This is a genomic window from Pseudobutyrivibrio sp. LB2011 (genome assembly GCF_000701765.1).
Lineage (GTDB): Bacteria > Bacillota > Clostridia > Lachnospirales > Lachnospiraceae > Pseudobutyrivibrio > Pseudobutyrivibrio ruminis.
This window is the reverse complement of record NZ_JNJS01000008.1, coordinates 210,591-236,960: the sequence shown is the minus strand read 5'-3', so window position 1 is coordinate 236,960 and position 26,370 is coordinate 210,591. Positions and strand designations below refer to the sequence as shown.

The 26,370-nt window shown below is 39.0% G+C and carries 26 protein-coding genes and 7 tRNA genes; 26 read left to right on the top strand and 7 right to left on the bottom strand.

Annotated features, from left to right (window positions below):
• Window positions 1-195: 195 nt before the first annotated feature.
• The 7 genes from T375_RS11170 (at window position 196) to T375_RS11140 (ending at window position 796) form a co-directional block, all read left to right on the top strand.
• Window positions 196-268: transfer RNA gene (locus T375_RS11170), tRNA-Ala, on the top strand.
• Between the two features lie 23 nt (window positions 269-291).
• A tRNA-Asn gene (locus T375_RS11165) sits at window positions 292-364 on the top strand.
• 15 nt (window positions 365-379) lie between these two features.
• Window positions 380-454, top strand: a tRNA-Pro gene (locus tag T375_RS11160).
• Between the two features lie 14 nt (window positions 455-468).
• A tRNA-Gly gene (locus T375_RS11155) sits at window positions 469-539 on the top strand.
• A 16-nt stretch (window positions 540-555) separates the two neighbouring features.
• Window positions 556-628 (top strand) — tRNA-Lys (locus T375_RS11150).
• A gap of 9 nt (window positions 629-637) precedes the next feature.
• Window positions 638-711: transfer RNA gene (locus tag T375_RS11145), tRNA-Met, on the top strand.
• Window positions 712-722: 11 nt separating this feature from the next.
• Window positions 723-796 (top strand) — tRNA-Arg (locus T375_RS11140).
• Window positions 797-833: 37 nt separating this feature from the next.
• On the opposite strand, the gene T375_RS11135 is transcribed toward T375_RS11140, so the two are convergent.
• Together T375_RS11135 and T375_RS11130 are read right to left on the bottom strand one after the other, a co-directional pair.
• A complete protein-coding gene (locus T375_RS11135; RefSeq protein ID WP_044938450.1) occupies window positions 834-1,172 on the bottom strand; it encodes a hypothetical protein in 339 nt (112 codons plus the stop codon).
• Window positions 1,173-1,407: 235 nt separating this feature from the next.
• On the bottom strand, window positions 1,408-2,043 hold the full coding sequence (locus T375_RS11130) for an SOS response-associated peptidase (protein ID WP_044938447.1): 636 nt from the start codon (window positions 2,041-2,043) through the stop codon (window positions 1,408-1,410).
• Window positions 2,044-2,283: 240 nt separating this feature from the next.
• Between T375_RS11130 and T375_RS11125 the strand changes: the two genes are divergently transcribed.
• Window positions 2,284-2,748: a cysteine hydrolase family protein gene (locus tag T375_RS11125; protein ID WP_044938444.1), complete on the top strand. Its 465-nt coding sequence runs from the start codon at window positions 2,284-2,286 to the stop codon at window positions 2,746-2,748.
• Between the two features lie 6 nt (window positions 2,749-2,754).
• On the opposite strand, the gene T375_RS11120 is transcribed toward T375_RS11125, so the two are convergent.
• Complete coding sequence (locus T375_RS11120) at window positions 2,755-3,576, bottom strand: helix-turn-helix domain-containing protein (RefSeq protein WP_044938441.1); 822 nt, start codon at window positions 3,574-3,576, stop codon at window positions 2,755-2,757.
• A gap of 137 nt (window positions 3,577-3,713) precedes the next feature.
• Between T375_RS11120 and T375_RS11115 the strand changes: the two genes are divergently transcribed.
• Window positions 3,714-5,402 carry a carboxylesterase family protein gene (locus T375_RS11115; protein ID WP_049960418.1) on the top strand — a complete coding sequence of 563 codons (1,689 nt, stop codon included), beginning with the start codon at window positions 3,714-3,716 and terminating at the stop codon, window positions 5,400-5,402.
• 36 nt (window positions 5,403-5,438) lie between these two features.
• Here T375_RS11115 and fliB read toward each other — a convergent pair whose 3' ends face one another.
• The gene (gene fliB / locus T375_RS11110; RefSeq protein ID WP_044938436.1) at window positions 5,439-6,449 is read right to left on the bottom strand and encodes a flagellin lysine-N-methylase; all 1,011 of its coding nucleotides are present in this window, start codon (window positions 6,447-6,449) and stop codon (window positions 5,439-5,441) included.
• 129 nt (window positions 6,450-6,578) lie between these two features.
• On the opposite strand from fliB, the gene T375_RS11105 reads away from it, so the two are divergent.
• Complete coding sequence (locus T375_RS11105; protein ID WP_044938434.1) at window positions 6,579-7,250, top strand: histidine phosphatase family protein; 672 nt, start codon at window positions 6,579-6,581, stop codon at window positions 7,248-7,250.
• A gap of 12 nt (window positions 7,251-7,262) precedes the next feature.
• Here T375_RS11105 and T375_RS11100 read toward each other — a convergent pair whose 3' ends face one another.
• On the bottom strand, window positions 7,263-9,014 hold the full coding sequence (locus T375_RS11100; RefSeq protein WP_044938431.1) for a sensor domain-containing diguanylate cyclase: 1,752 nt from the start codon (window positions 9,012-9,014) through the stop codon (window positions 7,263-7,265).
• Between the two features lie 173 nt (window positions 9,015-9,187).
• Here T375_RS11100 and T375_RS11095 point away from each other — a divergent pair, with 173 nt between their 5' ends.
• The 16 genes from T375_RS11095 to T375_RS11020 all read left to right on the top strand — a co-directional run bounded on the left by T375_RS11095 (window position 9,188) and on the right by T375_RS11020 (window position 24,857).
• The gene (locus tag T375_RS11095; protein WP_044938428.1) at window positions 9,188-10,282 is read left to right on the top strand and encodes an FIST signal transduction protein; all 1,095 of its coding nucleotides are present in this window, start codon (window positions 9,188-9,190) and stop codon (window positions 10,280-10,282) included.
• A gap of 18 nt (window positions 10,283-10,300) precedes the next feature.
• Window positions 10,301-11,263 carry a methyl-accepting chemotaxis protein gene (locus tag T375_RS11090; protein WP_044938424.1) on the top strand — a complete coding sequence of 321 codons (963 nt, stop codon included), beginning with the start codon at window positions 10,301-10,303 and terminating at the stop codon, window positions 11,261-11,263.
• Between the two features lie 94 nt (window positions 11,264-11,357).
• A complete protein-coding gene (locus T375_RS11085; protein ID WP_033151501.1) occupies window positions 11,358-11,534 on the top strand; it encodes a DUF4250 domain-containing protein in 177 nt (58 codons plus the stop codon).
• Window positions 11,535-11,550: 16 nt separating this feature from the next.
• Window positions 11,551-12,732, top strand: a complete 1,182-nt coding sequence (locus T375_RS11080) for a CapA family protein (RefSeq protein ID WP_049960417.1) — start codon at window positions 11,551-11,553, stop codon at window positions 12,730-12,732.
• 124 nt (window positions 12,733-12,856) lie between these two features.
• The gene (gene pta / locus T375_RS11075; RefSeq protein WP_044938420.1) at window positions 12,857-13,840 is read left to right on the top strand and encodes a phosphate acetyltransferase; all 984 of its coding nucleotides are present in this window, start codon (window positions 12,857-12,859) and stop codon (window positions 13,838-13,840) included.
• 65 nt (window positions 13,841-13,905) lie between these two features.
• Window positions 13,906-15,672 (top strand): single-stranded-DNA-specific exonuclease RecJ, encoded by a 1,767-nt coding sequence (gene recJ / locus T375_RS11070; RefSeq protein WP_044938417.1) that lies wholly within the window; start codon window positions 13,906-13,908, stop codon window positions 15,670-15,672.
• 77 nt (window positions 15,673-15,749) lie between these two features.
• Window positions 15,750-16,694 (top strand): alpha/beta fold hydrolase, encoded by a 945-nt coding sequence (locus T375_RS11065; protein WP_044938414.1) that lies wholly within the window; start codon window positions 15,750-15,752, stop codon window positions 16,692-16,694.
• A gap of 18 nt (window positions 16,695-16,712) precedes the next feature.
• Entirely contained in the window at window positions 16,713-17,756 is a 1,044-nt protein-coding gene (locus T375_RS11060) for a DUF6709 family protein (RefSeq protein WP_044938411.1), read from the top strand.
• A gap of 4 nt (window positions 17,757-17,760) precedes the next feature.
• The gene (locus T375_RS11055; protein ID WP_044938407.1) at window positions 17,761-18,504 is read left to right on the top strand and encodes a class I SAM-dependent DNA methyltransferase; all 744 of its coding nucleotides are present in this window, start codon (window positions 17,761-17,763) and stop codon (window positions 18,502-18,504) included.
• Window positions 18,501-19,370, top strand: a complete 870-nt coding sequence (hslO, locus tag T375_RS11050; protein WP_044938405.1) for an Hsp33 family molecular chaperone HslO — start codon at window positions 18,501-18,503, stop codon at window positions 19,368-19,370. The genes T375_RS11055 and hslO overlap by 4 nt, the downstream gene beginning before the upstream one ends.
• Before the next feature lie 106 nt (window positions 19,371-19,476).
• Window positions 19,477-21,171: a L,D-transpeptidase family protein gene (locus tag T375_RS11045; RefSeq protein ID WP_044938402.1), complete on the top strand. Its 1,695-nt coding sequence runs from the start codon at window positions 19,477-19,479 to the stop codon at window positions 21,169-21,171.
• A 21-nt stretch (window positions 21,172-21,192) separates the two neighbouring features.
• A complete protein-coding gene (gene hisC / locus T375_RS11040; RefSeq protein WP_044938399.1) occupies window positions 21,193-22,254 on the top strand; it encodes a histidinol-phosphate transaminase in 1,062 nt (353 codons plus the stop codon).
• A 5-nt stretch (window positions 22,255-22,259) separates the two neighbouring features.
• Window positions 22,260-22,751 carry a COG2426 family protein gene (locus tag T375_RS11035; RefSeq protein WP_033151492.1) on the top strand — a complete coding sequence of 164 codons (492 nt, stop codon included), beginning with the start codon at window positions 22,260-22,262 and terminating at the stop codon, window positions 22,749-22,751.
• Window positions 22,751-22,936 carry a hypothetical protein gene (locus tag T375_RS11030; RefSeq protein ID WP_033151491.1) on the top strand — a complete coding sequence of 62 codons (186 nt, stop codon included), beginning with the start codon at window positions 22,751-22,753 and terminating at the stop codon, window positions 22,934-22,936. The genes T375_RS11035 and T375_RS11030 overlap by 1 nt, the downstream gene beginning before the upstream one ends.
• Entirely contained in the window at window positions 22,915-23,121 is a 207-nt protein-coding gene (locus T375_RS11025; RefSeq protein WP_044938395.1) for a DUF6472 family protein, read from the top strand. Before T375_RS11030 ends, T375_RS11025 begins: the two co-directional genes overlap by 22 nt.
• A 77-nt stretch (window positions 23,122-23,198) precedes the next feature.
• Window positions 23,199-24,857, top strand: a complete 1,659-nt coding sequence (locus tag T375_RS11020) for a GH25 family lysozyme (protein ID WP_044938391.1) — start codon at window positions 23,199-23,201, stop codon at window positions 24,855-24,857.
• A gap of 136 nt (window positions 24,858-24,993) precedes the next feature.
• On the opposite strand, the gene T375_RS11015 is transcribed toward T375_RS11020, so the two are convergent.
• Both T375_RS11015 and pyrB read right to left on the bottom strand, forming a co-directional pair.
• On the bottom strand, window positions 24,994-25,431 hold the full coding sequence (locus T375_RS11015; protein WP_044938390.1) for an aspartate carbamoyltransferase regulatory subunit: 438 nt from the start codon (window positions 25,429-25,431) through the stop codon (window positions 24,994-24,996).
• 9 nt (window positions 25,432-25,440) lie between these two features.
• A complete protein-coding gene (gene pyrB, locus T375_RS11010; RefSeq protein ID WP_044938387.1) occupies window positions 25,441-26,355 on the bottom strand; it encodes an aspartate carbamoyltransferase in 915 nt (304 codons plus the stop codon).
• Between the last annotated feature and the right edge of the window lie 15 nt (window positions 26,356-26,370).

Here is a 26,370-nt window from a genome sequence, read left to right as displayed (position 1 = left end):
GATAAGGTAGATAGGTTCAAGGTGTAAGTGCGGTAACGCATTCAGCTGATGAATACTAATAGATCGAAGGTTTATTCTAAAAGGAAGATGTGTAGCGAATTTTCGGAAACTAAGTTTTACTGTGTGAAGTTTTGAGGTTGCTATAAGAGAAGTAGCAAGCAAGAGCTTGCTTTTTTCGTAGAGAAACCACTATTTGGGGGCGTAGCTCAGTTGGGAGAGCACCTGCCTTGCAAGCAGGGGGTCAAGAGTTCGAATCTCTCCGTCTCCACTTTAGGTGAAATATCCTATTATTCCTCAATAGCTCAGTTGGTAGAGCACTCGGCTGTTAACCGAGTTGTCGTAGGTTCGAGTCCTACTTGGGGAGCTTATCCTAAAACATCGGGGTGTGGCTCAGTTTGGCTAGAGCACCTGGTTTGGGACCAGGGGGTCGCAGGTTCGAATCCTGTCACCCCGACTAATTGAATATTTGCGGGTGTGGTTCAATGGTAGAACATCAGCCTTCCAAGCTGAATACGTGGGTTCGATTCCCATCACCCGCTCTTACATTAATATCATGCGCGATTAGCTCAGCTGGCAGAGCACCTGACTCTTAATCAGGGTGTCCAGGGTTCGAACCCCTGATCGCGCATTTTAATATGGCGAGATAGCTCAGTTGGCTAGAGCACGCGGTTCATACCCGCGGTGTCGAGGGTTCGAATCCCCCTCTCGCTACTTTTTATTATGTGTGTGTAGCTCAGCTGGATAGAGCACTTGGCTACGGACCAAGGTGTCGGGAGTTCGAATCTTCTCACGCACGCTAAAAAAGACTTTGGATAATTCCAAAGTCTTTTTTTTTAGCTATTAGCTGTAAGCAATTCTTCTATTTTCATATTTCTATCGTCGATGTAGATGTCACAAGTTATTTTTCTACTGTTATTTCCGTATAGCTCAACTATTTCTGGTAGGTTATCATTGATTGCATCAAAAATAAGGCCGTGCTTTTTACACCAGTCAGTAGCATCTTCAAGAGGCTTGCCAGCGCGACAGGTCCAAAGAATGATTTTGCTTCCGGATGCTTTTTGTTTTTTTAGGTATTGTATTAGCGGTAGATTTGGCTTGCCTAGATTAGGCCAATCACTGAAGCATAGTGTATTATCGAAATCTACTGCAATGATTTGATTTGCAAGTTCCATAGGCTTTCTCTCCATGTTTGTATTTGTATATGAGATTATGCAGCCATGTATTCTAAATAATCGTCCTCTGTAGCAAATAACTCGTATTCGCCATCAACATATCCCATATATCCTGCGTCAATAATGTATCCTTTCATAAAAACACCTCCGTATAAGTTGCTATTTACTGTATTAACTGTGTATATAGTAACTTATGATGGTGTCCATATTTACTCCCACCAAAGAGAGGATAAGTCTAATAACGGCTTAATAGTATTTTCTCTGCAACAACATCTGATAATGCATAAGGAATTAATTCTTCAGGACTTGAGGAAGGATTTATCCATTCATCAACTTTATCTTCAGGTAGCATTAAGGGCATTCTGTCATGTATTTGCTTAAGATTTTCTGTTGGTTCTTTTGTAAGAATAACGAATACTGGATATCCATTTTCAATATTATATAAACCACAAAGCCAGGTAATAGTAGAACCATTTGGCTGTATTGCGTATTTGTCTCCAGTTTTGACTCGACCATCTGGGCTTCTAAAATGTTCCCATTCAAAATAGTATGATGCTGGAATAATACATCTGTGAGTTCGCCAGGCTTCTTTGAAAGTGGGCTTTATGCTGGCAGTTTCGCAGCGAGCATTGAAGATTGAACGTTTATTATCTCTGCCGATGAAACCCCATTGCATAGGAAATACACTTCGCGCTCCCTTTGAATTAGGAGCTATAACGGGAACAATATCAGTTGGACGTACTTCGCCGTCAGTGATAAGTGGCTTTGCATGGGTATCGATAAACTTTTTTGCGAGAGAAGAACGCTCTGCTAGTTCAATAATATCTTTTAATCCTGTAAGGCTTTTTTCTAAAGCATATCTTGTACACATAATAATTCTCCATTTATCGAACATAATTTCCGAAAATATGTTTGCTTTTTGTAATCAGATGATACACCCTAAAGAAGTGTTTTTCAATCCCGAACATTAATGAAATTTTTATGAAAAAACAGAACAAAAATTAGTTATAACTAACCCCGTGGGGACTTAATTAAGCCCCATTTTATTAATGCACTATGATATACTTTTGATAGTAGATGTGTAGGGAGAAATGCTTAATGTAGGTGGTTTATGAAAATATTACTTGTTATTGATGTACAACAACGATATTTAAAGAACTATAAACCAGATTTGGTTGAGAGGGTAAATAATAGAATAGCTGAGGCAATAAAAAAAGATATTCCTGTAGTTTATGTTAGAAATACAGGAAGAAGTGGTAAGGATGAAAATTTTGATTTAGCCGAAAGCCTATTAATTAAATCTGATTGTGTATTTAAGAAAAGATTGCCTAGCGCCTTTTCTAATGCAGATTTTGAGCCCTTTCTTAACAAAATGAATGTTGATACTATAAATGTTGTTGGAGTTGATGGAAGGTGCTGCGTATCCAGAACGGTTATGGATGCATTAGAAAAAGGCTACAAAGTTTATCTTCTCATGGATGCAATAGAAGCTCATAATGATAAATTCTATTATACGGAATTAAAGACCATGGAACAAAATGGAGCTGTGGCGCATATGAAATTAGAAAAAATGTAGCGTCTATCAATAGATAGGCGCTATTGTTTGTACATGAAGAAATTCACCCTCAGGTTCATGAGTGGTACACAGACGTTTCTGGAAGAATTCTCCTTTATGCTTAATATTTTTTTCTTTCATGATTGTCAGAGGTAGTGACAAGTCCCAAACGTTTTCACAGAGCTTGCCCTCATCGTCGTACTCTGTAGGAATGCTATATTCATAGACAAAACATTTGCAGTTTCCAACTGGGATTATTGTTTGCTTATCGTCATTTGTAAGCTGTTCTGTTAAATCGGGCTGGATAGCGCCCCACATTCTTTCAAATTTTCCAGGTTCTAATTGGTATGCTGAAGAATCCTGCATCTTCACGTATTGTGTGGCATTCATACTAAAGTTGTCTTTCCAAATAGCAGAATCTCTTCCTTGTTTTCGTTTATCAAAATCAATAAATGTGAAATAGGACAATGGTAATTCTTCTATGCGCCAGCTTTCTTTGTTTTTAATTCTATCTAGAGCAGAAGTGGTGTCATCAATTTGATTCATTAAAAACAGTAAATTAATGATTTCTTCGCGTTTGGCTTGAAGAGCATTTTTATAGACATCAAGACGTTCTTCAAGACTTGATGTATCAATAATTGATTTTGCATCCTCCAGTGATATCCCCATGTTATTTAACTGTTGTAGCTCAATAAAATGGATGATTTGAAAATCAGCATAATATCTGTAGGCTCTGTCATCCTTCCATATCGGTTTTATTAAATTCTTTTTATCGTAGAACTTGAGATATTCAGGGGATACCCCTACCATTTTGGCGTATTCACCAATAGACATAAATGATTTTGACATAACATTAAAACCTCTCCTTTAGCCATTATATAGGCAGAATTAACAAATATCAACGACCATATTTTTCCTTGCTCGGTAGTAACTACCGGCCAATATAATCAAGGAAAATCATAATTTATCAAAGGAGAAGGATGAATATGAAGAGAAAGATTTTTTTAGCATTAGCTCTAGTTTTAGCGCTAGGAGCAACAGGGTTTTCAAGCATTAATGTTTATGCAGCTACGAACGTTTCTGTGGAAAACCAGACCGCAACAGCTAGTTTAGTAAAAAACACACAGTTTGGAGCAGTGGAAGGAACAAGTAAAGATAATTGTAATGTATGGTATTCGATTCCATACGCAGCTGCACCTACAGGAGATTTGCGCTGGGAAGAGCCAAAGGATCCAGCAGCTTGGACAGATGTATTAGATTGCACCTCTGTAGGCAATAAAGCAATTCAGGCAGGAACAGATTATGCAACAGGTGAGACAGTTGTATCTGGCTCTGAAGATTGCTTGAACTTAGATGTATATGCACCAAATAATGCAAAGGATTTGCCAGTGCTTGTATACATTCACGGTGGAAATAATCAGACCGGAAGTTCATCAGAAATTGAGGGATCACAGATTGTTGTAGATGAGAACTGCATTTATGTATCTCTAAATTACAGACTTGGAATATTAGGATTTAACGCACTTCCAGCATTCCAGACTGATGCAGATTCTACAGGAAATTACGCAATGCTTGATATTGCAAAAGCTCTAGATTGGGTTCGTGCAAATATCGAACAGTTTGGAGGAGACCCAAACAACATTACTGTATCAGGATTTTCAGCTGGTGGACGTGATGTTATGGCCATGCTCATCAGCCCAATTTTTGAAGGCAAATTTGATAAAGCAGTAGTATATTCAGGTGGTATGACAGTTGCAGACGAAGATGCAAGTGCAGATAGAATCGCAGAGGCAGTTGCTCCACTTGTTGTAGAAGATGGCTTAGCATCAAATGAGGAGCTGGCAAAGGCGTGGTTACTATCTAGTGACCCAGCGGTAGTTACATATATGAAGTCTGTTGATGCAGATCGTTTGTGTCAACTTATGTCAAATGCAGGAATAAGAATGAGTGTGTTCCCTCATCTTTATACGGATGATGTGGTAATTCCTTCAGAAGGCTTTGATACTACTGAATACAATAGTGTACCAATCCTTATGTTAACAGGAGAAACAGAGTTTAGCTTATTCTCAGCTTTTGATGGATATTTCTATAGTCCAGATGTGATGGCATTAGATTCTCAAACACAGGATTTAGCAAAGTCATTTGCAATTGAGTATGGCTCTGAAATGTACAGAATATTTAATGCACAGTGCTCTGCACAAAAGATGTATGCAAATTATGATGACAATATTTATATTTGTCAGGTTAGATATGGTAGTGATGACAGTGCAACCCAAATCCCAATTATGGGATCATTCCATGGAATCTTTGTCCCAATGCTTACAGACAATCATTCATATGGAAGTTTTGCAAATTTTGATAACACTGGATATCAGAATATGGCAACAGTATTCGATAGCTATCTGAGCAACTTCCTAGTATCAGGAAATCCAAATGGAGATTCACTTGCTACATGGAATAATTGGACACCAGCAAATCCTGTATCATTAGTACTAGATGCTGATGATTCGAATGCTATTGTCACTGTAGAAAACACAACTTCATCTTACAAGCAGATAATTGGTCAGATGGAAGCAGACAACAGTATTTCAGATGATGTTAAGAATCTTATGATTGACCATGTAATGAATGGAAGATGGTTCTCAGACGTATTAGATGAGACATATAAAGATTAAGTAGAAAAAAGGAACTCTCCAATGAGAGTTCCTTTTTTATTCCAATTCCTGTTCAAAGTAGGAGATTAACGTATTTACGTTGGTGTCGGAGTGCTCAACTTCCCTAGAATATAGATATATGTTTTGGGCTAAGTCCATATTAGGATGTGCAGCTTGAATCATCATAATCCAATGAGTGCTCATTATGGCAATCATAGCTCTGGCATAAATCTGTCCATCATATACAGCGCCGCAGAAGTAATTAAATAGAAGAGAAATTAGTATCTTTTCAAAAACAAAGGTTGCATCCTCTGAAAATTGTTTTGCTAGATTGTTATTCCAATAGGATATCGTTTCTCTAATGGTTTCATGCCAAGATTCTTCTAACACTTCTAATTCAAGGAGGGTGTCGAGTCCACTCATGGCATATTCTAATGAAATGGTAGACTCATCTTCATAGGAGATGTTATCCATCTCAAAGATTTCACCTTCATCGTAGAGATTCTGCAAGGCAAATGCAGAACTTCTAATGCGTTCCAATCGTTTTGAAAAAGGAAGAGAGCTATCTTTTGCAAGCTCAATCATTTTATCTCTAGCATATTCCAATTTATCAAAGAGCAGGAAGTCAAAGTCTTCAAATTCTTCTGGATTGTCGAAAATATCATCCTCAGTCTCCTCAAATGAAAAAGTATAGTCAGGGGCCATAAGCATTCTAACTGCCTCAGGACATGAAAGAGATAGTGAATATTCGCGGATGTCCTGAAATTCTTCTACATGACGGGGATACTTGCGGCAGGTGTTACAAAGATAGCTTTCACCTAAAGTGGATTGCAAATCACAAAGACCTGTTTTATTAAGCATGCTACAACGAGTATTGTTTTGAAGGAATGAGCCTTCTTCATAATTAATAGAAGATTTTAATCTATGCCCAAAGTCTCCAGATGTGGCAGCGTATTTATCAAGACTATCCTCATCAATCATGATTTGCCAACCGATACAGCAGCTTTTTGGACATTTATCGGCAATGCATTTGAAGTTATCAAAATCTTTTTGTTTTCTGTAAATCATAAAAATACCTCTAATATAAATCTTTACCATGGTATCACGTATAGGAATGAGTTGCTAGTCATTGCATCAATCTGTAACATGGACTATTATGTCATGAGAATAAAATAGCAGATAAAAGAGGACAGGATTTTGAGAATATTATTAATACGACATGGACAGACAGATTTAAATGCACAAAAAAGATTGCAGGGAAGTTCGGAAATACCCCTTAATGCAAGAGGGCGTCAGCAGGCAAGAGAGACACATGAACTAGTGAAAAGTCTTGGCCTTATTCCAACAAAATTAATAACCAGTCCACTGGGAAGAGCAATTGAGACAGGCTGTATAGTAGCTGGAATTGATATTAGTGACTATCAGGAAAATGAAATAACTAAGGACAATAAGCCTGATGATGTGGTAATTGAGCCAGATTTAATAGAAATGTCTTTTGGAATATATGAACAGAAAAATATGGAACAGGAAAATCCGGAATTTCTTGTTGAATGTTTCGATAAACCTGAAACTTATAATCCTCCTGAGGGTGGAGAAAGTTATGACGAGGTTATAGCAAGAGCGAGACGTATGATAGAAAAAATCAGAAGTGCTATAAAAACAGGTCAGTTTAATGATGATGACATTGTTATGCTGGTAAGCCATGGGGCACTTAGCCATGCTGTTTTTGAGACAATTAAAAAGACTCCACGAAGCCAGTATTGGGATGTGGATTTCAATAACTGCGCCATAGCAGAATTGTTTATAAGTGAAGATGGCACAAAAGACAATTACCAGTTCATCTCAGATGGATTTGAGAAAAACTGGTAATTGATAATAGTATTATTCAGAGTAGACAACCTTGTTGCGGCCTGTTTCTTTGGCCTCATACAAGGCTTTGTCAACTTTGGCAAAGGATTCAATTTTATCGATATCCTTAGTTATTAGGCAAACACCGATACTTATAGTTACCTGATCAACAGGAGTAAAATCGGTTACAGACACTCTTATGCGGATACGCTCTGCCACATCAATAGCAGTTTCTTTATCGCAATTTGGAATCAGACACATAAATTCTTCTCCACCCCAACGGGCAAAAAATGCATTGTCTGGAAGTCTTTCCTTTATTGTATTTACAACTCCTGTAATTACTTGATCTCCCACATCATGACCGAAAGTGTCATTGACTCGCTTGAAGTGGTCAATATCAAACATAATCATAGCCACGGTGTCAAAGGCTGAAATATTGTGAATTAGCTCATCATAATAATAGTCAAGTGCTGCGCGATTATAGATTTTTGTAAGCTGATCATGACTAGCCATGTTTGCAAGAAGGTTTATATTATCATTTAAATCCTCGGTGGTTGATTCAAGGAATGATATCAATCGATCAGTTAAATCGATTACCTCTGGCTCAGCTTGCAAACGTGGATCGGTGATAGGGGAAGAATCGGTGACTGGTTTGTTACCTTCCTTTATACCAACTGCGACAAGAGAACCATTTAATAGGCCATCGCCATGCTCGTCGTAAAGAAGTTCTCCATATCCACAGGACCAGGTTACATTAGGATTAACCTGTTTAAAGTATGAAAATTCTCTTTCAGCTAGTTCATCCCCCATAAGTGTTCTACGGCTCATACATGCATAAATAAGTATTGCATCAGGATTGAATTCCTTCATCTTGTTGGCACAGGTCAAGGATTCATCCAAAAGATAATTCGCTTTTGCATAGGCTAAGCTGAACTTTGTTCCCTCTGGTATTTCAATTCCAAACTGAAGAGAGGTTACTGTGTGCTTTAATGCAACACGGGCAACCAGCTTATTGTTATGTTTGAAAATAAAAGGAAATGCTGCTGTATTCTCGAAAAAGTATTCATTAATAGGAACCCCTAAATATTTATTATATACAGTGACAGCAGGCTTATCATTTATTTTGTAAACCTTTCCATCAGATGAGCTTTCTGTAACAGTAAAGGTGTTTCCTAAAGGTTTCCAGCCAAGATTATAGTGGGTGGTTATCTCCAGAGTAGGTCCGTGAAATACCACAATTACCATACCTCTTTCATATACGTTGTTGTTATGGAAAACCAAAGACTCGTCTGATTTTAAAGTTGAAGTGCCAGCCAAAGCACCAAACAAAGGAATATTAGGATACTTCGCTGATACTACATCTATAAAATCCTGAGGAGTCAGTGTAATATCTGAGCCCATCATTAGAATGCCTTTTACATCTTTGATGTTTTCCAGTTCCTTACATAATTCAATACCTACTTCTCTAGGAGTTAGTTTATGGCAGTCATAAGAGAAGGCTGTATAATCGTTTTCTTCAAATAAAAGAACGGATACAACCGGAAATTTTGCGGCATGAGTATCATGGGTCATTGCGCAGTGAGAAGTCATACCGATGATTGTTATTTCTGGAAGTGCAATATGAGCATACTCCAGTCCCTTTTTTATATAATCAATATCGCCGCTAGGCTCTACAGCTTGAAAAAGAACTTTTTTGTGTGGCGTTTCTTCAATAAAGTTAAGCAGCTGTAGGGCAACATCATCCATTTCATCAGCTTTGTCAAATACAATAGTTCTTTGTTTCATATTGCCTCCTAAAACGATATGTCAATATTGTCACTTTGGTACATAACGTGACAGTATTAGTATATTGAAAAAAAAACAACATTTCATGGAAATTGTGTGAACATACTCGAAAATAGAAAATATTTGTGATACAGTTAGGTTGCTGGGGAATATATTGTCAGAAAGGGGTAATTATGCAAATATCAATTGGTACATCAATGAAGGCTGATGTCAATTCAGCCGTAGCCGAAGTAATTGGAAAGGCTAATAATCCTAAATTATTAATTTTATTATGCGCATACGAGCATTTGAAGGACGCTTCGGAACAGATTGCTAATAAGTTCCCTGGTGTTGATTTAATCGGCACAAGTACAACGTCTTATTATGAATCAGAATCATCAGATAAGCGAATGGTTTTGATTTCGTTTGGTGCAGATGCAGAGGTTGAAGTAGGAATCTTGCGAAATCTATCGAAGGCACCTCTTCAGGATATTGCATCAATGGAACAAAAAGTTTCTAAGATTGGGGCAGGAGATGGCAACACAGTTTGCATTGAGTTCTGTACTAATGATGAGGAACGTTTGGTTTCATCTATGAATGTGGCTTTAGAGAAAGCTAACATTCCTATTGTTGGTGGTACTATTTTTGGATACCCAGCAGATGCAACAGGATATGCAATGCTTAATGGTGTTCTTTATCCAGATGCATGTTGTTATGCTTTAATTAAAAATAAAACAGGAAAGATTAGAACATATTCTGAGCTAATTTTCAGACCTATAGAAGGGGCAAATACACATATTGCAACAAAGGTTAACCTGGCGAAGAAGGAACTTATTTCTTTGGATGGTAGACCTGCAGCTGATGTGTATTGTGAGGATGCTGGCGTTAGTAGAAGCGAGTTAGTAGACAATGTTTTGGTTAGTCCGCTTGGTCGTGTAATCGGTGATGAAATCTTCATCAGTAGCCCTTATGCGATTGGTGAGAACGGTTCATTGATTAATTACAAAAAAATCAATGAAAATGATACCATTCAGATAATGGAACTGATGGATTACGACGAGATTGGTGCAGAAACAAGACGACAAATCAAAGAAGAGAATAAGAAAATCTCATTTGTATTCTCTGTAAATTGTATCTATCGTCATCTACTCTACACTCAGAGGAATTATCTAACCGAATATTTGACAGCCATGAAGGGCGTTGGCCCACATGTTGGAATCATCGGTGGTGGTGAGCAGTACAAGAAACAACATGTAAATCAGACAATGGTATGTGCAGTATTTGAGTAGGGTAGATAGGAGGACGATATGGGACTTTTTGGTAAGAAGAAAGTAGTTGAGCAGGAAGTTGCAACAACTACGCCAGCAAGTGAGAAAGCTGTTAATTTAAAAGATAAAATGCATGCCTTAAAAGAGGTTGGTAGATTCTCGATTGAGCAAAAGAATATGCTTCAGAGAGAAGAGGCAAATACTATTCAGGGTATTGAGACAATCAGAGATTCTTTCTCAGTTGTTGAGGAAAAGTATGGTAACATTTCTGATTCAGTTGCCAGATTCCAGGATCAATTCAAAACAATTGAGGAGATTACACAAGCCTTTGATGAAATCGTAAAGAAGCTTGAAATTACAGCTGACGATTCTCATGAAGGTATGGAAAATGTAGATAGAAGCTCTAGTGCAGTTTCAGATACAATCGCAGAGGTTGAGGAAGTGTTTGAAGCATTCCAGAAGAGCTTTGATGACATTCGTGAAAAGGTTGAACAGATTGGTGGCTTTGCAAAGCAGACAAATCTTTTGGCCCTTAACGCTTCAATCGAAGCTGCACGTGCAGGCGAGGCAGGCCGAGGATTTGCCGTTGTTGCTGATGAAGTAACAAATCTTTCTACTGAAATCCAAAGCGTTGTAACATCTATCTTTGATAGTATGAAAGAACTTGATGAGAATAATAACCGCTTGGTTGAATCAGTTGATCATACAAAGGATGCTATCAGTGCTTCGCATGAGAGAGTAGTTGAAACTCAGGAAGTTGTTGGAAAGATTAAGGACGTTGCAGATGAGGTAACAGGCCAGAGTGCTCAGATGGCAGATGTATTTAAGAACTGCGAATCATCAATTAATGAAATCTCTGACAACATTGACGACTCTCAGAGATACTTCGATACAGTTTCAGACGACATCGAAGATATCAAAGTTAAGATTACTAAGAAGGGATTCATGTTTGAGGATATGAATAACGTCCTTGAGCAGATTGCTCCTCTTACTGAACTTTAATTGAAAAGATTTATCACGAGTGGGACCGGCTTTTTGCTGGTCCCTATTTAATGTGGTAGAATACTACAGAATAACAGTTTAGAGGAGACGCAAAATGAATTTTCCAAAAGATCCAGTGATGCTTCTTTCTGTAGTAAATACTGCATTAAGAGATTATTATTCAAGCTTTGATGCATTAGTGGAGGATAATGAAATTGATGGTGATGAAATTATTGCAAAGCTTGCAATGATTGATTATCACTACGACGCTGAAAAGAACAAATTCAGATAATAGAGAGAATAAACTTATGAAAAAATTTTTTGCAGGGTTAATAAAAACGGTACTGGTGCTTGTAATAATCGGCGCATGTATGTGGTATGCATTCGGTGAAAATGGTCCATTTAATGAGCAGGCAAAAGCCTTTGCCAAAGAGCAGGGAATGGAAGATGAGCTTCAGTGGCTAATAGGTGAGACGGAAACCACGGAGGATGAGCCTATTGCCGTGGAGGCAGAAGATACTGAGGATACATCAGAGGCTGAACCTACAACAGAGGATTTAACAACATCAATTGTCTTTACTGGAGATGTTGAGCTTAGTGAATATGTTCAGTCAAATTATGATAGTCAGGGAATTGATGGTGTTGCATCAGCTGAGATACAGTCACTTTTAAATGACGCCACATTTACCATGATTAACAATGAATTCTGTTTTTCTGAAAGAGGACAGCAGGCTCCAGATAAGCAATACACATTTAGAGTAAATCTTACTTACGTAACAATTCTTAATGATTTAGGCGTAGATATAGCGGGGCTTGCAAATAATCATGTACTTGATTATGGTCAGGATGCATTGACAGACACTTTTACAACACTTTCTGATGCCGGTATTGAATATACAGGTGCTGGAAACAGTCTTGAAGAGGCTAGTAAACTTATTGTTAAAACAGATGCGAAAGGCAGAACCTACGGCTTTTTAGCAGCCAGCCATGTGATACCAGTTGGAAGCTGGAATGTTCTAAACTCACAGCCAGGAGAATTCTGCTTCTATGATGAGACAGATTTATTGAATGCTATTTCAGAGGCAGACAGTCAGGTGGATTATTTATTCGTAATGGTTCACTGGGGCGTGGAGCACACAACCGAGCTTGAGGATTACCAGACTAATGATGGCTACAAAATGATTGATGCTGGCGCAGATGCTGTAATCGGCATGCACAGCCACTGCTTACAGCCAGTTGAGTACTACAATGGTAAGCCTATTTTCTATAGCTTGGGCAACTTCATTTTTAACCAGACAATCAAGTCAGGTGGAGGTGGTGCAGTTCAATTTACAATTGATGAGAATGATGCTATTAGCTACAGAATAGTACCAATTAGCGCCTCAAATGCAGTGACTTCAATAGACGAATCAGGCTATTCATATGTTGAAAGTATTTCTAGCAATGTAGCCGTTGATGAGAATGGATTTATATCAGAAAAAATACAATAAAGTACAAAATCGAGAACAATAAAAAAAGCCATCCATTTTTCACAAAAAAGGTGTACACTAGCTATGGTTTGTAGTAACTAATTAAATTTTAAATAAATAGTTAAAGAAAGAAGAGGAATTAAAAATGGCAGGATTTGGAGCATTAATTGACATCCTTAAAAAGGATCCTAAGAAAATCGTATTTACAGAAGGTACAGACCCACGTATTATTGAGGCTTCTAGCCGTCTTCTTGGTTCAGATTTCCTTCAGCCAATTCTTATTGGTAAGGAAGCAGAGGTTGCAGCAGCTGCAGAAGAAGCTGGTTTCAACATCCGTGGAGCAGTTATCATTGATCCAGATAACTATGACAGATTTGATGAGATGTGCGAGCTTTTCTGTGAGCTTAGAAAGAGCAAGGGCGTTACAATGGAGCAGGCAGCTGCTACATGTAAGCAGGCAAACTACTTCGGTACTATGCTTGTAAAGATGGGCGTTGCAGATGCACTTCTTGGTGGCGCTACATACTCAACAGCTGATACAGTACGTCCAGCACTTCAGGTTATTAAGACAAAGCCAGGTAACAGCATCGTATCATCATGCTTCATCATGGTACGTAACTCTGCTACAGGTGATAGAGAAGTTCTTGCTATGGGCGATTGCGCAATCAACATCAAGCCAAACGCTGATGAGCTTGCAGAAATCGCTGGCGAGACAGCAGCATGTGCAAAGATCTTCGGTATCGATCCAAAGATTGCTATGCTTTCATACTCAACACTTGGTTCTGGAAAGGGCGAGGATGTTGATAAGATGCGTGAAGCTACAGCAAAGGCTAAGGAGAAGTATCCTGAGCTTGACATCGAAGGCGAGCTTCAGTTTGATGCAGCAGTTTCACCACGTGTTGCAAAGACAAAGTGCCCAGGCTCTACAGTAGCTGGTCATGCAAACACATTTATCTTCCCAGATATCAATGCTGGTAACATCGGATACAAGATTGCACAGCGTCTTGGTGGTTTCGATGCTTATGGCCCAATCCTTCTTGGACTTAACGCACCAATCAACGACTTATCTCGTGGATGCAATGCACAGGAAGTATACTCAATGGCTATTATTACTGCCGCTCTTGCTTAATATTTATAGAACGACTAAATTCCGCGACGGAAGTCGCGGAATTTTTTTAACGGAGAGAAATTGTTATGAGTAGATGGATTCTACAAAGAAAAGCTGCAGACTATGCAGGCTTAAGTTCGAAATTAAATGTGGACCCTGTTATTGTGCGTCTTATGGTAAATCGCGGTCTTAAAACATATGAGGAGATGAATGAGTATCTTCATCCTACGTTAAATAATTTCCCAGACCCTCATCTTTTTGCTGATATGGATAATGCTTGCGAACTACTTCTTGAAGCTATTGATGAAGGAGTAAAGATTCGCGTTGTAGGTGATTATGATGTAGATGGAATTATGTCTACATACATTCTTACCAGGGCTATTCAGGAGGCCGGGGGAGATGTAGACTATGCAGTACCTGACCGAATGATTGATGGATATGGCATAAATCCAGATATGGTTCAAAAAGCGTATGATGAAGGTGTTAGATTCATTATTACTTGTGATAATGGTATTGCAGCAGCTCCAGCAGTCAATTTGGCGAAAGAACTAGGTATGACAGTTGTTGTAACGGATCATCATGAGGTGCCATTCGAATTGGCAGATGATGGAGTTACTAGAAAGCAAATTCTTCCTAATGCAGATGCTGTGGTCGATCCTAAGCGAGAGGATTGCCAGTATCCATTTAAAGGAATCTGTGGAGCACAGGTAGCATGGAAGCTTGTGGAAGTTCTTTACGAGTTCATTGGAATTGAAAAAGAAGAATCTGATAAGTTTCTTCAGTTTGCCAGCATTGCTACGGTTTGCGATGTTATGGAATTAAAGGGTGAAAATCGCTCAACTGTATATCACGGAATCAAGGCAATTGAAACTACTGACAACATCGGCTTAAGTGCTCTTATTGCTAGAACGGAGCTTTCAGGAAAACCATTGAGCTGCTATCATCTTGGGTTTGTAATTGGGCCATGCCTTAACGCCAGTGGCCGTCTGGATACTGCAGCTAAAGCAATAGAGCTTTTGATGGAGGAAAATCAGGCAAAAGCACTTGCAATGGCAAATGAGTTGGTGGAACTTAATGCGGAACGAAAGGCAATGACACAAACCGGTATTGATAAAGCTAGAGAGCTTATCGAAACTACCGACATTGTAAATGATAGAGTTCTAGTAGTGTACATTCCTGAGCTTCACGAAAGCCTGGCTGGTATTGTGGCAGGACGTATTAGAGAAAGCTACAGCAAGCCTGTACTTGTGATTACAGATGCTGAGGATGGAGCGAAGGGAAGTGGCCGCTCAATTCCGGCTTACAATATGTTTGAGGAGCTTACAGCAGTTAAGGATGTGTTTACAAAGTTCGGTGGACATCCAATGGCAGCAGGTGTCAGCCTGCCAACAGAAAAAATAGATGAGCTTCGCCAAAGACTTAATGCAAACTGCAAATTGACAGATGATGATATGCAGGAAATTATTAATATTGATTGCGATATGCCTCTAGGGTACATCACTGAGGAGCTTGTAGATTCAATAGACTTACTTGCTCCATTTGGTACAGGTAATACAAAGCCATTGTTTGCTTTGAAAAATATACCTATAACCAGGGCGGCTTATATTGGTAAGGAAGGTCAGTATTTACGCTTATCATTACTTACAGAAAAAGGCCAAAATATAACAGCTCTTATGTTTAGAAATGTTCCTGAATTCGAAAACGCTGTTATCCAAAAATATGGAGATTCCAGCTGGCAAGGACTCTTTTCAGGAAGAAATACCGGCGTTAAAATGGATATTGTATACGAGCCATCTATTAATGAATTTAGAGGCCAGCGCAGTGTACAAATTATGATTGAACAGTTTCAATAGATTGCGTGTGATTTATTGAATCTCGCTGTTAAATCATTTAGAATCAATATAAATGCAAATATAAGGGGGATATATTTATGGGAAACCAGGAGACTTATACATTTGTTTCAAAGGATGGACATTCTGTAATACATTGTAGAAAGTGGCTTCCAGACAGAGAGCCAGTAGCTGTTTTACAGCTTGTTCACGGCATGGTTGAATATATTGAAAGATATGATGAATTCGCTACATTCCTTGCATCAAAGGGATACGTCGTTGTAGGTCATGATCACATTGGTCATGGTCAGTCTGTTACAAAGGATGAAGAGCTTGGTATCATGACAGGCAAGCATCCTGCTGACGATATGGTAGAGGATATCTATACTCATTATGCAAAGACAAAAAAGGAATATCCTAATCTTCCTTATTTCATTTTAGGACATTCTATGGGTTCATATATGCTTCGTAAGTTCTTATCTGATAAAACTGCTTATTTGGAAGAGCTTACTGGTGCTGTTATTATGGGTACAGGTCAGGAATCTGCAGGCACATGTAATGGCGGTCTTGCTGTTATTGCTGTTCTTTCACTTTTAAAAGGCAAAAATTACCGAAGCACATTTGTAAGAGATATGACATATTCTGCACCTTACAAGCAGTATGATTGCTACGGAAACGATTATGCTAATTCATGGCTTTCTAAAAACATTCAGAGCGTTGAAAAGTACTACCATGATAAATATTGTACATTCACATTCTCTTTGAATGCATATAAGGGCTTAGTAGAAGCTACAAAATATGTTGGAACAAAGGCTTGTGTAGAAAAGATGCGCAAGACTTTACCACTTTTAGTTGTATCCGGAGACGAGGATCCAGTTGGAAATATGGGCAAAGGTACAACAGCTGCAGCAGATGCTTTTAAAGCTGCAGGCATAAAGGATGTTACTCTGAAATTATATAGGGGTGACAGACACGAAATATTAAATGAGCTTGATAGAGAGCAGGTTTACGAAGATATCTATCAGTGGCTTGAAGCACACAAATAAAGGTAAAATGGAGTAGTTATGGATTCTTTGGAGCATTTAATAACAAGGTCAATAAAGACATATTATAAAAGTAAGCTATATGCTCCTATTGTCTTTTTGGTGATTCTTATTGCGGTAACCTTCATTTTCCCAATAGGACATATGCTTTTCCCTAAGACATACAGTGAGGATTCTATCAGCTTATACGAAATGTATAATGATGGTGAAAACTACGCAAAATTTGATTTAAAGAATTTATATTTTACAGGATATACCAGCAAATGGTTGGATAGAACCAGAGGCTACTATTATTACACTATGATTAATTCTGAGTGTGTTATAGTGCTTCTGGATCCTGATACTTGTGAGCAGGGCTCACCAACTATTGAAGAACTTACCATAAAAGGAGAAATCCTTTATGATTCTGAGGCAGCTAGAAACCTTCTAGCAAACTTGGCTAGTGATTTGAATTGGAGCGAGGAGGGCATTCTTTCTACAGTTTCTACATACACTATTTCTGAGCCAGATGCTACAGGACCTTCGGCAGAGGCCTTCCAGTTTTTCTACACGATTTTTGGTCTATACAGTGTTGCATCAATCATAGTATACAGTTTGTATATTGCATTTCCGGTGTTGTCTTTGCCAGTTCAGAAAACAAGAGCTTACGGCAAGCCAGCAGAAATACTCGAGGAAGCTGAGGAGGAGCTTGCTACATTACCACAGCTTGCAACAGAGGATATGTTTATTACAGAGCATTATTTTATTGAAACAAGTAGCTATGGTGTTGCCATTGTTCCAATTGATGCTATAATTTGGATTTACAAGTATTCAACAATGCACAAGTTTTTATGGCATCATTTCTCTATTACTTATACATTGCACATTACTGCAGGAAAGAGACACTATATCAAGTGTCCAAAGAATATCAAAAGTGATATTGACGGTATTATGGACTATTTGGCTGAGGCCAACCATGATATACTTGTGGGATTCTCGGAGGAGAATCGTCTCAAGGTTGAAGAAATTCAAAATGATTTTGATGTTATCAGAAAGATAACAAGCTTTTTATCTAAGAGGGTATAACAGGATGGAAGCTTATACAGGCTTTGCCACAGTCTACGATAGATATATGGACAATATTCCATATGATGATTGGGCACAAAATATAAAAGTACTATTTGAAAAATATAATATGCCAATGGAAATCGTATGCGATTTGGGCTGTGGTACAGGACAGATGACAAGACGCCTTAAGGAAATGGGCTACGATATGATTGGTATCGATGTCTCCTACGATATGCTTATGGAGGCTATGAGTCAGGAGGATTCCGATGGAATCCTTTATCTATGTCAGGATATGCGTTCCTTCGAATTATACGGAACGGTAGGAGCAGTAATCAGCCTTTGCGATAGCATGAATTATCTTGCGGACACAGATGAGCTGCTTCAGGTTTGTAAACTGGCAAATAATTATCTTGATCCTAAAGGTCTTTTCATATTTGATATGAAAACAGACAGCTACTATAAAAAACTAGGAACTGGTACGATTGCGGAAAACCGCGAAGAAGGAAGCTTCATTTGGGAAAATGAATACAATCCTGACACCAGAGACAATTATTATTACCTGACCATTTATGAAGAAAATGAAGAGGGCACTTTTGACAGATTCGAGGAAGAACATATGCAGCATGCGTTTACCGTCGATGAAGTGAAGGCTGCCATTGAAGAAAGTGGCTTAGAACTTCTTCAGGTGCTTGATGTTTCCAAAATGGAAGCACCTACAGAAGATAGTGATAGATTGTATTTTATAGCAAGAGAGGTTACAAAATGAAAGATTATATAGTTAGAGCAACAGCAGCAAATGACGCAGTTAGAGCATTTGCAATTACAAGTAAGGATTTAGTTGAAGAGGCCAGAACTCGTCATAATACATCACCAATCGTTACAGCAGCCCTTGGAAGAATGCTTTCAGCAGGCTCTATGATGGGCGTTATGCTTAAAGGCGAGGATGATTTGGTTACACTTCAGATTCAAGGAAGTGGTCCAATGAAGGGAATCACAGTTACATCCAACAGCAAGGGTGAGGTTAAGGGATTTCCTAATGTATCAGTAGTTGATTTGCCACCAAAGAATGGAAAGCTTGATGTAGGCGGAGCAATTGACCTTGGTATTATGAGGGTTATCAAGGATATGGGCCTCAAGGAGCCATATGTTGGTACTGTTGAGCTTCAGACTGGTGAAATCGCAGAGGACCTTACATACTATTATGCAGTTTCAGAGCAGATTCCATCATCAGTAGGACTTGGCGTTCTTATGAATAAGGACAATACAGTAAATTGTGCAGGTGGATTTATTGTTCAGCTTATGCCTTTTACTCCAGAGGAAGTTATTACTCAGCTTGAGGAGAATTTAAAGACTCTTCCTTCAGTTACAGATATGCTTTCAAGTGGTAAGACACCAGAGGAGATGCTCCAGATTGTTCTTGCAGGATTAGATGTTGAGATTAAGGAAACATATCCAGCAGCATACAAGTGTGATTGCTCAAGAGATAGAGTTGTAAAAAGTCTTGCATCACTCGGCAAGGAGGATATGGACGAAATCATTGCAGATGGCAAGCCAGTAGAGGTTAAGTGTCAGTTCTGTAATGAGGCATATGAGTTTACAATTGAAGAGCTCAAGAGCTTTAGGAGGAATTAGTCAAATAATTGCGCCCTATTAGATAAAAGTTTAGTTGTTTTTATTTGCTGATTTCCTGTAAACTAACACACGGAGATTTATTATCATTTTTAGAGGATTATGCACAATGAAAGCAAAAGGTCGCAAAAAGATTTATCCACCAAGTTATTACAGAGCAAAAAGAATCAGACTTGGAATAATTCTTGGTATTATTTTAATAATATATTTGGCAGGAAGCTTGTTCTTTAGAAATCACTTCTATATCAGAAGTAAGGTTAATGGCGTTGGTGCTTCATTTAGAACAGCTCAAAGCACATACGACAAAATCATCAACAGCGCTGATAAATACACTATTTCATTTATTGACGCTGATGGAAATGTTATCAACGAAGTCAGTTCAAGTGAATTAGGAGTAGGAGTTAACTACGACGAATCAGAGGTTCAGACACTTCTTGATTCTCAGACAGGTTTTAACTGGGTACTTCGTTTGTTTGCCCCAGCTGAGTACTACACAGCTACAGGCAACTCATATGATTCAGCAAAGGTCACAGCGGTAGCCAGCAGTCTTGACTTCAGCAATCAATCATCCACAACAGAATCTCAGGATGCCACTATCCAGTTTGATGGCGAAAAGTTTGTGATTGTTGATGAAGTATACGGAGATAAAATCACAGAAGAAGGCGTAGAGGAAGCAATCATCTATGCAGTTGAGAATCTTCAAACTGAGATTAATCTTGCAGATGGCACATGCTATGAAAAGCCAAATGTTCTAGCATCTGATGCTAATATTCAAAAGGCAGTTGATGTTTTAAACAATTACATGGATACAGATATCCATTATGATTTAGGCGAGGGCATTACAGAAGAAATCCCTGCTGATACAAAGGCTACATGGTTCACATGGGATGACAGCTTTAATGTTTCTTTCGATAGAGATGCTATTGGTGAGTACGTTAACTCAATGGGAGATAAGTACAACACTTATGGCAAGAAAAAGGAATTCACAACCACTTCAGGTGAGACAATAGAAGTTCCAGCAGGTTCATTCGGTTGGAGAATAGCATATGATGGCGAAATCGATGCAATCATTGCTGATCTTGAAGGGGGCGAGGATGTTACTCGTGACTTCACTTATCTTTACTACGGAACAAGCCATGGCGAACACGATTATGGCAATTCCTATGTAGAAGTTAACCTTACAGAACAGCATGTGTATGTTTATAAGGATGGTGAAATGGTATTTGATACAGATTGTGTATCAGGTAAGATTTCAGCAAACCATGGAACTCACACAGGTGTATACCCAATTGCTTACAAGCAGACAGATGCTACACTTAAGGGTGACAACTACGAATCACATGTTAATTACTGGATGCCATTCAACATGGGCGAGGGCCTTCACGACGCAACATGGCGCTCAAGCTTTGGTGGCACAATTTATAAAACAGGCGGAAGCCACGGATGCGTTAACCTTCCACTTTCCGCTGCAGAGCAAATCTACAATATAGTAGAAGCTGGTTGGCCTGTTATTGTTTTCTACACTGGCGACACAGAGGAAGAAAACTACCTTATCCAGAATCCACAGGTTAAGGTATCAGAGCTTATCGCAGAAATTGAGACAGTTACACTTGAGTCTGAACCTCAGATTGCTGAAGCTAGAGCACAGTACGAAGCTTTAACAGAAGAGCAGAAGGCACAGGTTTCAAATTATCAGGATCTTGTTAACGCAGAGCTTACACTTCAGACATTGAAGTTACAGGCTGCCGCAGAAGCGGCTGCAGCAGCTCAGGCTGGCGGTACAGATACAGGCGTTGTTCAATAGTGCACGATAGCGAGGCAAAATATGGCTAATTGGAAGAGTAATGTTAGAGAGGTAGTACCTTACACTCCAGGCGAGCAGCCTAAAACTAAGGTAATTAAGCTAAACACAAATGAAAATCCATACCCACCAAGTCCTTTGGTGGGTAAAGCTATTTCTAAAATAGAATTGGATTCTCTTAGAAAATACCCGGACCCAGGATGTCAGTCACTGATTTCGGCGTTGGCTAAATATCATGGATTTGATGAGGAAAATGTTTTTGTAGGAGTAGGCTCAGACGATGTTCTTGCAATGAGCTTTCTTACATTTTTCAATTCAGATAAACCAATTTTTTTCCCAGACATTACCTATTCGTTTTATGATGTTTGGGCATCACTTTTTAGAATTCCATTTGAGACTAAAGCACTTGATGAGGATTTTAAAATTATAAAAAGCGATTATGACACGCCTTGCGGAGGAATAGTTATTCCTAATCCTAATGCACCTACAGGAATAGCAGAGCCTGTTTCATTTTTCGAGGACATTGTTAAGGCACATCCTGAGTGTGTTGTGATTATAGATGAGGCTTATGTGGATTTTGGTTCGAAGTCTGCTATAGACTTGGTTCGTAAATACGATAATGTTTTGGTAGTTCGTACATTTTCTAAATCAAGAGCTATGGCAGGAAACCGTATTGGCTATGCTATTGGTTCGAAGCAGCTTATTAAGTATTTATCAGATTGTAAGTTCTCATTTAATTCATACACAATGGATACAATCACACTGCAAGCAGGGGTTGCTTCAATCGAGGATGACAGTTATTTCAAGGAAAAGCTTGATGCTGTTATTTCCACAAGAGAATGGACAAAGGCTCAGCTAAAGAAGCTTGGATTTACATTCCCAGATTCAAAAAGCAATTTTATTTTTGCAAAGCATGAATCTGTGGAGGCTTCAGTTATTTTTGAAGAGCTTAAAAAGCGTGGTATTTATGTGCGCTACTTCTCAAAACCACAGCGTATATCAAATTACTTGCGTATTTCTATTGGAACAGATAAAGAGATGCAAGTATTTATAGATGAATTAGAAAAGATATTAAAAGGAGTTTAGATTTAATGATCAAGTATTTAACAGTATTTTTTGTATCAATGGTTCCACTTATTGAGCTTAGAGGGGCTATTCCATTTGCCTATGGATTTAAGGCAGCAGATCCAAGCTTCAATTTACTTTTAGCTTATATTCTTATTGCCATTGGAAACATGATTCCTGTACCAATCATTTACTTCTTCGCAAGAAAGGTACTTGAGTGGGGCAAGGATAAGCCGGTTATCGGTGGTTTCTTTACTTTCTGCCTTGAAAAAGGTGAAAAGGGTGGCAAGAAGCTTCAGGAAAAGGCCGGTAGAGGACTTTTTGTAGCATTGTTATTGTTTGTTGGTATTCCACTTCCAGGTACAGGAGCTTGGACAGGTACACTTGCAGCATCAATCCTTGATATGGACTTTAAGTCTTCAATCCTTGCAGTAATCTGCGGTGTGGCTTTAGCCGGAATCATCATCGGTGTTTTATGTACACTTGGTCTTGGTGCATTTATAGGAGTGACAGCTTAATGGAAACAGTTAATATGTTGATAAATGTTGTAGCTATTCTTGTTGGCCTTGGGCTTTATATGGCTGTAATGAATTCTGCCTGGGGCAAGAAACATCAGGAATACATGTATGCAATAATGCTAGGAACAATACTTGTGGCTGTTCTAGTAGGAGGTTTTATTAGATGGCTAGTAATAGTAAGGTAAAAAAATCTGGTAGTACTGCCTGCGAATATTGTAACAATTTCGTATGGGACGAAGAGGATGAGCAATATTATTGCGAAATGGATATGGATGAGGATGATTATGTTAGATTGGTAACAGGTCATTACAGTGAATGCCCATATTTTGTTAATGGAGATGAGTACAAGGTAGTACGTCATCAGATGTAAAATATTTGTATTTATCAGTTAAATAATACAAATTATTATGATATTATATTTCTAGTTATATTTAGGAGGTCAGTGAAGTGAGAAAATTTAAAGCTTCAAAAGTGTTTAAGTCACTTGCAGCATTGATGCTTGCTGTAGTGATGACAGTATCCACACCAATCACTGCAAATGCAGCTGGTGCACAGGGTATCGATGTATCAAAGTATCAGGGGGCAATTAACTGGGCAGCAGTTGCTCAGTCAGGAGTTACATATACATTCATTAAGGTAGGAAGCACAAAGAGTGGTGTTGATCCTTATTTCGCAGCTAATGTAGCAGGAGCTCAGGCTGTAGGTATTCGTACAGGTGTATATATTTATTCATATGCAACAACAGTTGAGGCTGCTATCCAGGAAGCAAATCTTGTTCTTCAGTGGATTGAGCCATACAACATCAACTTCCCAGTAGCATTCGATTTCGAAGATGCAACTCAGAAGGGTATTGATGCTAATACATGTACAGCAATGGCAAATGCATTCTGTAGTGTAATCGCTCAGGCTGGTTACACACCAATGCTTTACACATACACAAACTTCTACAAGGCACACTTTACATCAGCACTTGCTTATGATAAGTGGATTGCTCAGTATTCAGATCACAATGATATTGCTGGATGGGCTATTTGGCAGTATTCATCAAGCGGAGCAGTTGCAGGTATCAGCGGCCGTGTAGATATGAACGTAGCACAGAAGGACTACACAGCATTCATTCCAGCAGCAGGTCTTCTTGATTTAGGCGCAGGAAATGTTTACTTCTTCAACAACTACCGTAAGCAGTTTGGTTGGGTAGATATTGCAGGAGTTAAGTATCATACAGATGAGACAACAGGTATTGTTACAACAGGTTGGTATGTAGATCCAGCAGGTACAGGTACATACTACTTCACACCTGGTACAGCTAATGCAGCAGTTGGTCTTACAACAATTGACAAGGCAATTTATTACTTCAATGAGGCTTCACAGCTTCAGACAGGTTGGTTAGAGCTTGGCGGAAGCACATTCTTCTTTGATCCACTTGCAAACGGTGCGCTCTACACAGGATGGTGGACAGATCCTACAGTTGGTACACGTTACTTAGATACAACAGACGGACACATGCTTGTTGGTCTTGCTGTAATTGGTAAGGATATGTACTACTTTAACGAGCAGGGCTTACAGCAGGTAGGCTGGGTAACAGTTAATGGTCTTACATACATGTTCAATCCTAACGACAACGGAAAGATGTACAAGGGATGGTGGACAGATGCAACAGGCACATACTACTGCGATCCTTCAGATGCTCACAGAGTATCAGGTCTTGTAGCAGTTGATGGTTCTATGTACTACTTCAACGAAGCAGGACAGATGCAGGTAGGTCTCATCACAATCGGTGGTGCAACATACTACTTCGGAGCAGACGGAAAGATGCTTACAGGCTTACAGACAATCGGAACAGCAGCTTACTACTTTGGAGCTGATGGAAAGATGGCAACAGGTCTTATAAACGCAGCCGATGGTAGTGTTTACTATGCAGGTTCAGATGGAATGCTTATCGCTGGTCAGACAGTAAAGATTGGTGGAAGTGATTACCTCTTTGGACTTGATGGAAAGCTTGTAATCAATCAGACAATCCAGATCGGAACAACTTTGTATCAGACAGATGCAAATGGTGTAGTAGTAGCTTCAGCTCCAGCTGCAGCTGCTGCACCAACTAAATAAATACACGTAGGTTAGAGAAAAATAAGAAGGTCCCTAGTAGACATCAAGCTCTGATAGTTCTAAAGCGAAACATGTTGTTGAGCGTAGAACTCATCAGGCTTGTAGTCGTAACTAGGGACCTTCTAGATTTTTAGTATTATTTAAGACCTACGTATTTCTCTTCGCAGTATTTGCAGCGATAGATTTCACGCTCCTCATCAGTGAGTATGAAGATTTGGTCTAGCTCTTGCTCAACGGTGCTGATGCAACGTGGGTTTTTGCAAGAGATTACATTTTTTATTTCGTGAGGTAGCGTTAGCTGTCTCTTTTCTACAATAACGTCATCTTTAATAATGTTGCAGGTGATGTTGTGATCAATAAATCCAAGAATGTCTAAATCGACACGTTCGATTGGACATTCTATTTTTATAATGTCTTTGCGGCCCATTTTGTTGGACTTGGCATTCATAATCATGGCGATAGTGCAATCGCTGCCAAGGTTATCCAAATGAAGGTCGCGGTAAATTGTCATGGATTCGCCTGCCTTGATATGATCAAGCACGAATCCCTGGTGAATTCCACTTATATTTAGCATATTATCCTCCTATACTAATTCCAAAAGAGTAAGTATTAAAGCCATTCGGATGAATACTCCGTATTTAGCTTGAGTGAAATACATAGCTCGTGGATCATCGTCAACGTCTACAGAGATTTCATTAACTCGTGGAAGTGGATGAAGAACCATCATATTTTCTTTTGCAAGCTTCATCTTTTCTGGTGTAAGGATGAAGAAATCCTTCAAGCGGATGTAGTCTTCTTCGTTGAAGAAACGTTCCTTCTGTACACGTGTCATGTAGAGAATATCCAGCTCTCCCATAACATCGTCTAAAGAATCAACTTCTTTGTACTCATATCCATTTTTTTCTAAAACATCTTCGCGAATATACTCAGGAACTTTGAGTTCTTCAGGTGAAATTAGTACGAATTTGATTCCAGGATAACGTACTAACGCATTGATAAGAGAATGAACAGTACGGCCAAATTTTAAATCACCGCAAAGTCCGATAGTAAGATCTTTGATTTCTCCACGTAAAGAGCGGATAGTAAATAAATCTGTAAGTGTTTGAGTGGGATGCTGATGACCGCCGTCTCCTGCGTTAATAACTGGAATAAGTGATCGCTGAGAAGCAACGAGTGGAGCGCCTTCTTTAGGATGACGCATAGCGCAAATATCTGCGTAAGAAGAAATGACGCGAATGGTGTCGGAAACACTTTCGCCTTTGGCTGCTGAAGAAGAATCAGCTGAAGAGAAACCAAGGACTGAACCACCAAGATTAAGCATGGCAGCCTCAAAAGATAGTCGTGTACGTGTGCTTGGTTCGTAGAAACATGTAGCAAGCTTTTTGCCGTGGCATTTCTCGGAATACGAGTCTGGATGATTTTTAATATCCTCCGCCAGGTCCATTAGCTGCTCTAGTTCCTCTCTAGAAAAATCTAGAGGGCTCATTAGATGACGCATTGGAAATCCTCCCTA